11 protein-coding genes are annotated in these 13,268 nt (G+C 42.8%); 2 read left to right on the top strand and 9 right to left on the bottom strand.

The genetic code is table 11. The features are described 5' to 3' along the window. Positions 1–154: 154 nt before the first annotated feature. From LI288_RS12630 to feoB, 6 genes are all read right to left on the bottom strand, one after another. A complete protein-coding gene (locus LI288_RS12630) occupies positions 155–352 on the bottom strand; it encodes a cold-shock protein (RefSeq protein WP_022431624.1) in 198 nt (65 codons plus the stop codon). An 83-nt stretch (positions 353–435) separates the two neighbouring features. Further along, the gene (locus tag LI288_RS12625) at positions 436–2,415 is read right to left on the bottom strand and encodes an LTA synthase family protein (protein WP_227090719.1); all 1,980 of its coding nucleotides are present in this window, start codon (positions 2,413–2,415) and stop codon (positions 436–438) included. A 31-nt stretch (positions 2,416–2,446) separates the two neighbouring features. Beyond that, complete coding sequence (locus LI288_RS12620) at positions 2,447–3,205, bottom strand: DUF2225 domain-containing protein (protein WP_022431622.1); 759 nt, start codon at positions 3,203–3,205, stop codon at positions 2,447–2,449. 320 nt (positions 3,206–3,525) lie between these two features. After that, on the bottom strand, positions 3,526–5,193 hold the full coding sequence (locus LI288_RS12615; RefSeq protein ID WP_227090717.1) for a glutamine--tRNA ligase/YqeY domain fusion protein: 1,668 nt from the start codon (positions 5,191–5,193) through the stop codon (positions 3,526–3,528). A gap of 73 nt (positions 5,194–5,266) precedes the next feature. Continuing rightward, positions 5,267–5,437 carry a FeoB-associated Cys-rich membrane protein gene (locus LI288_RS12610; RefSeq protein ID WP_022431620.1) on the bottom strand — a complete coding sequence of 57 codons (171 nt, stop codon included), beginning with the start codon at positions 5,435–5,437 and terminating at the stop codon, positions 5,267–5,269. A 24-nt stretch (positions 5,438–5,461) separates the two neighbouring features. After that, entirely contained in the window at positions 5,462–7,822 is a 2,361-nt protein-coding gene (gene feoB / locus LI288_RS12605; RefSeq protein ID WP_227090715.1) for a ferrous iron transport protein B, read from the bottom strand. Positions 7,823–8,203: 381 nt separating this feature from the next. Between feoB and LI288_RS12600 the strand changes: the two genes are divergently transcribed. Next, a complete protein-coding gene (locus LI288_RS12600) occupies positions 8,204–9,565 on the top strand; it encodes a Na+/H+ antiporter NhaC family protein (RefSeq protein ID WP_334301381.1) in 1,362 nt (453 codons plus the stop codon). A 63-nt stretch (positions 9,566–9,628) separates the two neighbouring features. Here LI288_RS12600 and LI288_RS12595 read toward each other — a convergent pair whose 3' ends face one another. The 3 genes from LI288_RS12595 to LI288_RS12585 all read right to left on the bottom strand — a co-directional run bounded on the left by LI288_RS12595 (position 9,629) and on the right by LI288_RS12585 (position 12,118). Beyond that, positions 9,629–10,732 (bottom strand): DUF2974 domain-containing protein, encoded by a 1,104-nt coding sequence (locus LI288_RS12595; RefSeq protein WP_227090711.1) that lies wholly within the window; start codon positions 10,730–10,732, stop codon positions 9,629–9,631. A 2-nt stretch (positions 10,733–10,734) separates the two neighbouring features. Further along, the gene (locus tag LI288_RS12590; RefSeq protein ID WP_022431616.1) at positions 10,735–11,361 is read right to left on the bottom strand and encodes a response regulator; all 627 of its coding nucleotides are present in this window, start codon (positions 11,359–11,361) and stop codon (positions 10,735–10,737) included. A 64-nt stretch (positions 11,362–11,425) separates the two neighbouring features. Beyond that, positions 11,426–12,118, bottom strand: coding sequence for a hypothetical protein (locus tag LI288_RS12585; protein WP_227090710.1), 693 nt, complete (start codon positions 12,116–12,118; stop codon positions 11,426–11,428). A 195-nt stretch (positions 12,119–12,313) separates the two neighbouring features. On the opposite strand from LI288_RS12585, the gene LI288_RS12580 reads away from it, so the two are divergent. Beyond that, a complete protein-coding gene (locus LI288_RS12580; protein WP_227090708.1) occupies positions 12,314–13,255 on the top strand; it encodes an ABC transporter ATP-binding protein in 942 nt (313 codons plus the stop codon). The last annotated feature ends 13 nt before the right edge of the window (positions 13,256–13,268 follow it).

The raw sequence follows: 13,268 nt of genomic DNA, 5'->3' as shown, positions 1-13,268 counted from the left end.
AGCCAATAAAATATCTATTAAAGTTTGTTCTGTACAGACGAAAAGAGCAGCCACATAGCTGCGGCTGCTCCTCTCATAATCTTAATTGCATAACAATATATCTTTTTTAATAACGAAATGTATATTTAAAAAGGCACACTGTAAACCATTTGGATTATAATTTTGTTACATTAATAGCCTGAGGACCTTTAGCGCCTTCTGTTACGTCAAACTCTACTTCTGCGCCTTCGTCTAATGACTTGAATCCGCTCATGTTCAGACCTGAGTAATGTACGAACACATCCTTGCCTTCTTCATCGCTGATAAAGCCATAGCCCTTTTGGTTATTAAACCACTTTACTGTACCTTTCATTTCAAGTACCTCCAAAAAAATATATGGTGCCAAACACCTTCTTTATCTTAGCATTTGCGGCAATTGTTGTCAATGAAATCTCACTATTTGTTTTCGGACTCCCCAACCTGTAAATACACACGGCTAAGCTCAATTTTATCATCGCCCTGCTGAACTACCGACACGATATTTCCGGCTGTAACCTGTGCTTTTTCCACCCGCAGCAGATGGCTGTTGATAATCTCTGTCGGATAGGCTTTGTCATTAATATAGACCACACTGTAATCATTAAAATTACTGCCTTCCACGCATACATAATCCTTGTAATTATATGCATTGGTGATTGTAATATCATTTTGTCCCATAATCAGATTGGTTGCCTGAAATGGATTTTCCCCGCCATATAAATCACAGTTTCCATATAAAATGTCGTATTCAAGAATCTTTAAATCTTTTAAATAGTCCGGCGTGTCCTTACGTTTCTGATGAAACTTTGTCAGATAACCTTCCGACATGCCAAGCATCTGCTGTACATGCGCTGCCAACTGATAACTTTCCAGATTTTCTTTTTCGGACGACAGTGAAAAATTGCTCCAGACAACGTACTGTGTCTGATAAATGTCGCCATTTTCAAGTACTTCGTCCGTAAATGAAAATCCCGGCAGGTGGTCGCCGTACATGACAAGCACTGTCTCTTCATCCCTGCTTTCAAGCATCGCCGTCAACTCCCGCAGGAAATTATCCATTTCATGAATCTGGTTGACATAGTAGGTAAATGCCTTTTCCTTTGCCGTATCAAAAAATCCCGTTACCGTAATTTCCGGCACAAAGCCCTCCGGATACTCTGCCGGATAATCGCCGTGTCCCTGTACGGAAATTGTATAAATGTAATCCGAACCATCTGTGGAATCCAGTATTTTTCCGATTTCCCCCGTCAGAATCTTATCCTTTGCCCAGCCCATCGGTGTCATTTCGATATTGTCCATATATTCAATTGATGTAAAATCTTCATATCCCAGATGAGAGAAGACCTTATATCTGTCATAAAACGTTCCGTCATTGTCATGCAGTGCATGGGTGGCATACCCTTTTTCTTTTAAGTCATATGCCATGGATTCACAGACCTTGGACTGTAAAACCGTCTTGTACGGATATTCACCCGGTCCAAAATCATCCATATTCATGCCGGTCTGCACTTCAAATTCCGTATTGGCTGTTCCCGCACCAAAGCACGGCACAGATAAGTAGCCTGACGGATACTCTGCCACAAGCTGTTCAAAATACGGAAGCGGATTTTCCGAAAAACTGATGCCTTTTACCAGATTCGGATCAAAAAAAGACTCCAGCTGCAAAAAAATGATATTCGGTGATTTTTCCGAATTTTCGACTTCTATTTCTTCAATATCCTCTTTCAGACTATTAACATACTCCGGTGTATATTCATCCGATTTGCTGATTCCTCTGTCCACAACACTGCACGTGAAACAGTAAGCAAATCCATATTGTTTATAGGCATTGGCAAGATTGCCGAAATAACTGCTGATTGTTCCGGTAAGAAGCAGAAAGTGGGTAACTCCCATACAGCATAACAACAGTAATCCAATTTTTACTGTTGTACGGATATAGTGTATTTTTTCCTGCTGTTTCGGACCTTTTATCCACAGCCATACCAGTCCCGCAATCCCTGCGGCAACTGCCAGTACAATCAGAATCATCTGAAAAACATTCAGATAGACCGGAATGACTTTTATGGCATCTTCAATTAGATAAATATCCATTGCCGTAAATGGTGTTTTTCTGGAACAAAGCACCACAAAATTCGTCACTGCCAACAATATCCATACCACACTCACCGTGCAGTATACAAACACTTTTCTGTGAAACAGCAGTACGACAGACATCGTCACCAGAATAATCAGTGTATTATATAAAAACAGAACCGGATTGGTAAAAATCATTACCAATCCGATTAAACTTCTCCTGTTGAAACACTCAACCAGCATATTCAGCAATGCCGAATATACGGCAGCATGTACAATCTCATATTGCCAGCATTTTTGTAAAACTGCCTTTATTCGATTCATAATCCTCACCTGTTATCTGCATTTCATTTTTTTACTCATTTGTCGTTTCATGACGTGACTCACGGATAACTTCCATCAGTTCACGTGCCTTGTCTTTTGCTTTTGAAGATGCATTTCTTGAACCCATCACCATATAGGCAAACTTCTGTGCTGTATCGTCATCATTGCATTTATGCGCCAGCTGTGCAAGCAGGGAGTTGATCGTCACCTCGTCCATATTGCAGATTGGCGGATACTCTTTTAAAAGTGCCTCGGTAAAGCCTTTGTATGCTTTTTCGATATACTCCGCTTCCAGTTTGTTATACTTTGCAATCTGCCCCAGATTGGCTGTATCATCCTGCTGTAATTCTTCTGCTGCTCCTCTGTAAAGCCATGCAAGCTTTAAGCACAAATAAGCCTGTTCACTTCCTCTGGCCGGTTTTGTCATTGCGGTCAGCAATGCCATCTTATACCGTTTAATCGCAATATCATACGTATAATAATCTGCTGAATCCTCCATTGCTGTATATTTGCTTCCAATCATTTCCTTTAACAGCGCTCTCTGCTTCGGCGTAACGTTGTTAAATTCACGCAGTGTTGATGCATATCCGCACTTCGGGCACAGACATACATCATATTTGATTGTATCAATTCCGGAATACAGCGGTCTTAAATCTGCCTCAGTTCCTAAAAATCTGGCCTTTCCTGTTTTTACCTGCTTTGTCTTAAAATCCGCATCACAGACCGGGCAGTTCATGGATTTATCAAATACATAAGTGCTTTCATCTTTTTTATTGCTGCTGTTTTCCATACTAATCTCCATTCCGCAGGCATTTTAATGCCGGAGGAATCGCGAGCCAAATCTTATTTGGCTCTGCGATAAAATGCGACTTTGTGACGCCTGCGGCACAAAGTGATATGCGAAAATCTTTAATTTATGGATTTTCGCATTTTCCTCCATTTCTGAGCGACTTTGTTGCGAAGATGCGATGAGAATTTCGCGCAGGCGATTTCTCATCTGCAATCAGGGAGATTTGTTTTCGCTCAGAAACAAATCTCCGTGTGAACAAGCTTAGACTTATGGCCTGTTCACACTTCTCCATTTCTACAGACACTTATTGACGTCTTTTATTATTTGGCAGGCATTTTGAACGAACTCTTTAAAGATACAATCCGGTTAAATACCGGTTTCCCGGCTTCTGAATCTTTAGAATCCGCTGTAAAATATCCGTTACGTACAAACTGGAATTTATCTTCCGGCTGTGCCTTTAAAAGTTCCGGTTCTACATAGCAGTTCTTTAAAACGGTAAGTGAATGTGGGTTTACATTGATAGAACCGTCTTCTTCATTGTATACGCCCTTTTCTTCATCTACGATATTCTCATAGAGTCTGACCTCTACCGGACTGCCTTCTGTTGCAGATACCCAGTGAATTGTTCCTTTCACTTTTCTTCCAGTGAAGTTACCGCCGCGTGTTTCCTCATCATAGGTTGCATGAATCACGGTAACGTTACCGTTCTCATCCTTTTCACAACCTGTACAGGTTACAAAATATGCGTTCATCAGGCGCACTTCGTTACCCGGAAACATTCTGAAATACTTCTTTGGCGGTTCTTCCATAAAATCTTCTCTTTCGATATATAATTCTTTTGTAAACGGTACTTTTCTTGTTCCAAGTTCAGGATTTTCCTGATTGTTTGGAACTTCCATGTACTCAACCTGTCCTTCCGGATAGTTATCAATCACCAGTTTTACAGGATTTAAGACTGCCATCATTCTCTTTGCTTTCAGCTTTAAATCCTCACGGATACAATACTCTAACATCGGATATTCAACCGCACCCTGACTCTTTGTAACACCCACAAGGTCTACAAACATCTTTATGGCTTCCGGTGTAAATCCACGTCTGCGCAGTGCCGCAATAGACACCAGACGCGGGTCATCCCATCCGTCTACAATCTTATCTTCTACAAGCTTTTTAATATAACGCTTTCCTGTTACTACGTTATTTAAATAAAGCTTTGCAAATTCAATCTGTCTTGGCGGATTCTCGTATTCAAGTTCCCTTACAACCCAGTCATACAGCGGTCTGTGATCCTCAAATTCCAGTGTACAGATAGAGTGGGATACGCCCTCAATCGCATCTTCAATCGGATGTGCAAAATCATACATCGGATAAATGCACCACTTATCTCCGGTTCTATGGTGTGAGATATGTGCTACTCTGTAAATAATCGGGTCACGCATGTTGATATTCGGTGATGCCATATCAATCTTTGCACGCAGTACCTTTTCTCCATCCTTGTACACACCGTTTTTCATGTTCTCAAATAATTCGAGATTTTCTTCTACGGAACGGTTACGGTACGGACTTTCCTTACCCGGTTCCGTAAGCGTTCCTCTGTATTCACGAATCTGTTCCGGTGTCAGATCACACACATAAGCCTTTCCTTTTTTAATCAGCCTGACTGCCGCTTCGTACATCTGATCAAAATAGCCTGATGCAAATAACACATCTCCGTGCCACTTTGCACCGAGCCATTCAACATCACGCTTAATAGAATCCACAAATTCTTCCTTTTCCTTTGTCGGATTCGTATCATCAAAACGCATATTAAACTGTCCGTTATATTCTTTGGCAAGTCCGTAATTTAGTAAAATGGATTTTGCATGTCCAATGTGGAGATATCCATTCGGTTCCGGCGGAAATCGTGTAACTACCTTCTTACAATGTCCTTCCTTAATATCCTGATCTATGATCTGTTCAATAAAATTCTTTGAAACAGCTTCGTTTTCCATTCCTCTTATCCTCCTGATTACTGCCGCATTGCAGCACCTTTTCGTTTCATTATAACGTACTTTTTAAAATGTTTCAATGGCTTTTATCGTTATCTGTGTGTGTCATACAGCCGCTCATACAGCCTGCACAGTTTCCGTCACAGCCTGTATGATTTTCCTTTTTATCTTTATTGACCATTCTGGTACTGACAACATACAGCCACACTGCAATCACCAGTATAATGGCTCCGCCTATAATTCTCATCCTAATCTCCATTTCTGTTTTCTGTTAAAATCCTATAAGCATCCCTATCATTCTGACCGCAAATGCTACAATCCATGCAATCACACACTGCATGATTACGACTAAAAATGCTGAACGCGCTGTTCCCATTTCTCTTTTTACGGATGCAATCGCCGCAACACACGGTGTATATAACAGAGTAAATACTAAAAATACCAGTGCCGAAAATGGTGTAAATAAGGTATTTAATGCACTCATATCTCCACCGAATAAAACTGTAAGCGTACTGACCACACTCTCCTTTGCGGTAAATCCCGTAATCAGTGCGGTAGAAATTCTCCAATCGCCAAATCCCAGCGGCACAAAAACCGGTGCCGCAAATCCACCGATTAATGCCAGCAGACTGTCTTTGGAATCCACGACAACATTCAGCCGTACATCAAACGTCTGTAAAAACCAGATGACAATTGATGCCATGAAAATAATCGTAAATGCCTTTGTAATAAAGTCCTTTGCTTTATCCCAGATTAACATTCCCACACTTTTTAAACTCGGCAGACGGTAGTTTGGCAGTTCCATAACAAACGGAACCGGTTCACCCTGAAATGCTGTATTCTTTAGCAACAGTGAAAATAAAACACCCACGATAATCCCCGTGAAATACAGTCCCACCATCACTAAAGCACGATATTTAGGAAAAAACGCATATGTAAACAGTGCATAAATCGGCAGTTTTGCCGAACAGCTCATAAACGGTGTTAAAAGAATCGTCATTTTTCTGTCGCGCTCCGATGAAAGTGTTCTGGTTGCCATAATCGCCGGTACAGAACAGCCAAAGCCGATAATCATCGGTACAAAGCTTCTGCCGGACAATCCGATTTTACGCAGCAGTTTATCCATTACAAATGCAATTCGTGCCATGTATCCGCTGTCCTCCAAAATTGATAAAAAGAAGAACAGCACTACAATAATCGGCAAAAACGACAAAACGCTGCCGACACCGGCAAAAATACCGTCAATAATCAGGGAATGGACAACCGGATTTAACCCATACGCCGTTAATGCACGGTCAGCAAAATCCGTTACAATATCAATTCCAACACTCAGCCAGTCCGAAAGACCTGCACCGATAACTCCGAAGGTCAGCCAGAATATCAGCCCCATAATTGCCGCAAAAGCCGGCAGTGCCGTATATTTTCCGGTCAGTATCTTATCCGCCTTTACACTTCTTGCGTGTGCCTTGCTTTCTGTTGGCTTAACAACTGTCTGCGTACACACTTTTTCGATAAATTTAAAACGCATATCGGCAAGGGCTGCTTCCCGGTCTTTTGCACATTCTTCTTCCATTTCATGAATCATGTGTTCCAGTGTTTCTTCTTCATTCCGGTCCAGTCCAAGCTGCTGTAAAATCAGTTTATCCCCTTCTACCAGCTTTGTTGCCGCAAAACGCGCCGGAATCTCTGCTTTTTTTGCATGGTCTTCAATTAAATGTACTACCGCATGGATACAGCGGTGAATCGCTGCCTGTCCGTTTTCACCGTTGGCATCGCAAAAGTCAAGCCGTCCCGGACATTCATCATAACGCGCTACATGAATGGCATGTTCTATGAGTTCTCCAATTCCTTCATTTTTTGCCGCTGAAATCGGAATAACCGGTATTCCCAATGCTTCTTCCAGACGGTTGACCTGAATCGTACCGCCATTTTCACGCACTTCATCCATCATATTCAGCGCAAGCACCATCGGAATGTCCATCTCAATCAACTGCATCGTCAGATACAGATTCCTTTCAATATTGGTTGCATCGACAATGTTGATAATGCCGCGCGGTTTATTCTGAATCAGAAAATCCCTTGTCACAATTTCTTCATTAGTATACGGTGAAAGAGAGTAAATTCCCGGCAAATCCGTCACGGTTGCTTCCGGATGATTTTTGATTTGACCGTCTTTTCTGTCTACCGTAACTCCGGGAAAATTTCCAACATGCTGATTGGCGCCTGTCAGCTGGTTAAACAGCGTTGTCTTTCCACAGTTCTGATTGCCAATCAGTCCGAATGTCAGCGGTTCTCCTTCCCGCAGTTCATTTCCCTTTTTTCGCACATGATAAATTCCCATTTCACCAACCTGCGGATGTGGAATGTCTTTTAAATGTGCCTGACGGCTCCGCACAGTATCGGTATCATGGATTCCGCTGATTTCTATTTGTGCCGCATCTGCAAGACGCAGTGTCAGTTCATAGCTTCTGAGTCTTAACTCTATTGGATCACCCATCGGTGCTTTTTTCATCATTGTCACTTCCGTACCCGGTGTCAGCCCCATGTCCAGAAAGTGCCTGCGCAGTGCGCCTTTTCCGCCTACGCTTTCAATGACCGCGTCTTTTCCAACCTCTAATTTATCCAGTGTCATACTATCCTCTATTCCGCAGGCATTCTAATTCCGGAGGAACCGCGGACTGAACCTATTCAGTTCTGCGATAAAAGCAGCTTCGTGACGCCTGCGGCACAAAGCGCTGTATGAACAGGCTTTCGTTTATGGCTTGTTCATACTATCCTCTATTCCTCTTTTTGTCTATCATTTTCACAAATCTTTAATTGAAAATATTTCTCATTAAGTATATTATTGTACTTTTTTCCTGTCAACGAAAAGAATGGAAAAAATAATGTGTTGACACCTCTCTTTTCTTCTTATACTATAAGTACGTTGCTCATCAAATAACAAATTGATGCATAATTTTAAAATTTCTGTCCCACAGGGGGATTGCAAATATTAGCAGCAGATATCAAAGCTATTAAAATAATATTAAAAGAAGCGAGGATTCACATGAACAATACAACTGCAAATATGCCCTTAAAGGATTCCCTTAAACCTTCACCGCTGGCACTTCTGCCAATTGGTGTTTTTTTAGTGATTTATGCCGGTTCCGGTATTATATTTCACGACTTTTACAATATGCCTGCAATTATTGCTTTTTTAGCTGCTCTGCTGACGGCATTTTTACAGACACGCACACTTTCATTTTCTGAAAAAATCACGGTCATTGCCAAAGGGCTTGCCGATGAAAATATTATTACCATGTGTCTAATTTTCCTGACGGCAGGCGCATTTTCCGGAGCCGTATCCGCCGCGGGCGGCGTTGAACACACGGTAAATTTAGGATTAAAACTGCTTCCTGCCAGCTGGTCTGCCGCCGGACTGTTTATTATCGGCTGTTTTCTTTCCATATCCATGGGAACAAGTGTCGGAACGATTTCCGCACTGGCACCGATTGCGGTCGGTATCAGTGAAAAGACTTCGATTTCCCTTGCCATGTGCATCGGAGCGGTCATCAGCGGTGCGATGTTCGGGGATAATCTTTCGATGATTTCCGACACCACAATTGCCGCAACCCGCACGCAGGGCTGTTCCATGAAAGATAAATTCCGCACAAACTTTTTTATTGTACTGCCTGCCGCTATCCTGACTTTTGTATTACTGCTGATTCTGCCTTCCCATTCGGAGGTCGTTTCCGTTTACGCAAAGGATGCCAATCTGCTTTTGATTGCACCATATCTTTTTGTACTGGTAAGCGCCTTGTGCGGCATGAATGTATTCGCCGTACTGATTTTAGGCACGGTCTTTTCTCTTGCTGCCGGAATTTTCACCGGAAATCTTTCCGGCATGGAGATTTTTACATGTATGGGCGATGGCATTACCGCCATGTATGATATTACAGTAATTTCAATTATTGTCAGCTGTATCGGTTCACTGATTAAATATAACGGCGGTATTGACTGGCTTTTAACTGCCATCCATCAGAGAATCCGCTCACCAAAGGGTGCACGTTTCGGTATCAGCGTTTTAACTGCCGGTATTGATACAGCAACTGCCAACAATACAATTTCAATTATTCTTGCCGGTCCGATTGCAAAGGAAATCAGTACCGAATATGATATTTCGCCGCGTGAAACAGCTTCTTTATTAGATATCAGCGCTTCCGTAACACAAGGGCTTTTACCTTACGGCGCACAGGTGCTTTATGCTTCCGCAGCCACAGCTTCTGCTGTTATGCCGCTGAGCGGTGTGGATATTATCGCGTATAACTACTATCCGATGTTTATGGCGTTCTGCCTTTTGGGGTGGATTTTTCTGCGGCGTACCCATAACAAATAGAGGCATATAAAAGGAACGCCTCAACGTGTTACTTGACTTCGGCTTATCCTTTTATCTGTCCTATTATCTGTTTTTACTCTTTCTTGCCCTCTTGATTTCGGTTGAGAGGGCTTTTAGTATTTTTAACAATAATCCTTTTGTTCCCGCATCCAGTGTACCGAACATTTTGATGGTGGCGTTGGCACTGCGAAGGATATCGGCGTTGATGTCTGAAAGAGTCTTTGCACCGCTTGCGGTAATAAGTTCAAAAAGTGTATCCACAAATTTTTCCCGTTCCTTTGCAGACAGACCCTCCAGCCATGATGTTATGGCTTCATGAAAATTCTTACTGTTCGCGCTGAGAGACGGACATGTCACAAAGCATTTGCCCTCTACCTGCCACGACATGGCATCATGCTGCATGATTCCTGTCTGACTGCTGCACACCACCAGATATTCTTCTTCCTGCCACAGTAACATACCGACAAGGGAATGCTGCGGTACAATCGTCTGAATCTGCGGCAGCATTTTCCGGTACGCTTCACTTTCAATCATCTCTTTTGTAAATCCCGGTCCATCATTGTTATAGACTTTCACCACCTTGCGCTGAATGGACGGCTTTGCAAAGACGGCGGCATAAATCGCAAGATTGCCGCCCTTTGAATGACCGCCAAGACGAAGCTTTCCGCGTTTCCAGCGCATAACGGTATTGACATACTCTACAGCTTCAAGCTGGGACGGCACCGGCATCATGACACCCATGTTAAAATCTTCTTTCCAGCCGATAATCGTATCATCTGTCCCGCGGAATGCAATGTAGTACGTATCATCGGGAAGTTCCGCACAGAATGCTGCAAACTGCTTCTCCTCATGGTCATCTGTCACATCTGCATAATCGGAAAGCACAATATCCCCGAAACGCCTGCTTTCCGCTGCAATCCGCATAAAAAACGGTGCTTCCCTGATAAACGATGTGACTTTTTGTAATTCTTCCTCATCATTTAAGTCAAAAAAATCATGTGCCGCCTGCCGCAGGGTAATTTTTTCTTTACTGCCTGCCGCCGGTATGATATTTTTAAAATCCACATAAGCAATCTGCGACAGCACCAGATTATCCACCTCATTAAATGCAGACTGCTCAAACGTCAAATCCCCGCGCCATTTGATATAGTCTTCAATGCCACCCATTTTTACCGACCTCCGTTCTGATAATAAAACACTGCCAGCTGGGTTCTGTCCCGCAAATTCAGCTTTTCCAGTACGGTGCTGATATAATTACGGATTGTTCCCTCTGACAAAAAAGTCTTTTCTGCAATCTCCTTATTGCTGAGCCCCTGTGCAACGAGCTGTATCATTTCGTATTCTTTCTGTGTGATTCCCTGTGCCGCATAATCATAAGCGGCTGTTCCGCCAAGCAGTCCCGGCAGCTTATCGACAATTTTTCCGCCAAAGACAATCTGTCCGGACGCTGCTGCACGGATTGCCGGAACCAGTCCTTCGTAATCCTGTTTGAGCAGGTATCCCTTTACACCGATTTCGAGTGCTTCAATAATATATTCGTCATCTGAAAATGTCGTCAGGAAAAGAATTTTGGCATCCGGATATGCCGCAAGCACATTTCTTGCCGCTTCCAGTCCGGTCATATACTGCATACGGATATCCAGCAGTAAAATATCAGGACTGTATTTTTTATATAGTGACACAGCTTCCCGTCCGTCTTCTCCGACTGCCGCCACTTCAATATCCGTTCCGTTTTCCAGAATCATTTTCAAAGACATGCTTACCAGTTTATCATCGTCAATTATTACTACTTTCATACTTCTCCTTATTTTCCGGGTAATTTTGCCGCAAAACGGCAGTGAAAAAATCCCGGACAGTTTCTCATCTTCCGGCAGGAATATCTGCTTTTGGAATGTGGATAAAAATGCGGTATCCGTTTTCTGTGCGGATATCTATCGTTCCGCCAAACGTTTCCACCCGCTGGCGCATATTGGTAATCCCGATTCCCGTACCGTCCCCCGGATGCACACATTTACCGTTATCCTGAATTAAAATCTGATAAAAGGCGGGATGCTCCCGCAGTAAAAGCTTCACCCTGTCATCATCCTGTATGCGGATGAACTCCTTTTGCAGTTCTCTATCCTGCCATGTCATCTGCCGCAGATATACCGCCAGCATGTCAAAAACAATCCATAGTATCTGCCACTGTATCCTGTCTGTACCCGACAGGATATAGCGCGATGCCGCAACGCCAAAAAATACCCACAAAAAAACTGTAATGCCTGCTACTGCCGTCCTTTTTATCTCTTTTTTCTCCCATGCCTCCAGCACCTGTTCCCAGACGGCATACAGTACAACCGGAAAGCCATATGATGTCTCTTTTATCACTAAAAACGACAACAGATAGACCGTCACCGCAAATGTCCTTCCCGCCATGCTTTGCAGATATATAACGGCACACACCTCAATAAATAACAACAGCAGACTCACCACTACATGATTGGTAATCCCGCAGGCTGATTCGAGTACGGCACACAGCACGTACAGTACCAGCATATCTGTAATCTTTCTCACATTTTCCTCATTTCCATACGGCAGTCCCGCTAAAATCTGCCGTCCTTCTGATTATTTATATTTTTATTGTACCGCAAGATATGACAAATGTCACTTCCGATTCTGATATTCTTCACTACCGCATTCTGCCCTCACACGCTACAATGTTTATAACAGCTTACAATATGAACACCAACATTATCAGGAGGATTTTTTATGGCAGAAACCATTGTAAAAATTGAAAATCTGGTCAAACGTTATCATGAACTGGTTGCCGTGGACCATTTTAACTTAACCGTATCCAAAGGAGAAATTTTAGGGCTTTTAGGGCCGAACGGTTCCGGAAAGACAACGACCATGAACTGTCTGCTGTCCCTGCTGGCATACGATAAAGGTTCAATCGAGGTCTTTGGAAAACCTATGAAGCCCGACAGCTATGATTTAAAGCGCAATATCGGCGTTGTCTTTCAGAATGTCGCCGTTTTTGACACACTGACCGTACAGGAAAATATTGATTATTTCTGTGGTCTATACATTAAAGATAAGAAGCTTCGCCGCCAATATGTTGCAGAGGCGGTTGAATTTGCGGGACTTTCGGATTTTGTAAAATTTTATCCCAAAAAACTCTCCGGCGGACTGCTCCGCCGTTTAAACATCGCCTGCGGCATTGCGCACAAGCCGAAGCTGATTCTGCTGGACGAACCGACCGTTGCCGTAGACCCACAGAGCCGTAATAAAATTTTACAGGGCATTTTAAAATTAAACGAAGAAGGCGCAACCATTATTTACACATCCCATTATATGGAAGAAGTGGAACAAATCTGTTCGCGCATTGTGATTATGGATAAAGGACGCAACCTTGCAAACGGTACTGCCACCGAATTAAAACAGCTCATTAAAAAAAGCGAAACTTTAACCGTAGAAATTTTAGAGCTGACCGATACACAGCTTGAGGCTGTCCGCAGGCTTAACCATGTCTATGACGTTTCTTATGAAAATAACAGACTGACCGTACAGTGCAGTGGCGGCAGCCACAACCTGATTCATCTTCTGTCTTACTTACAGGAGGAAAACATTGCCTTTGGGCGCGTTTATTCGGAACTTCCGACTTTAAATGATGTTTTCCTTGAAATTACCGGAAGCGAATTAAGAGATTAACTTACATTGAGAG

Origin of the sequence: Lachnospira pectinoschiza (assembly GCF_020564355.1) — a bacterium.
GTDB lineage: Bacteria > Bacillota > Clostridia > Lachnospirales > Lachnospiraceae > Lachnospira > Lachnospira intestinalis.
Note: the sequence above shows the minus strand (reverse complement) of the source record. Positions and strands in the feature narration are given on the sequence as shown.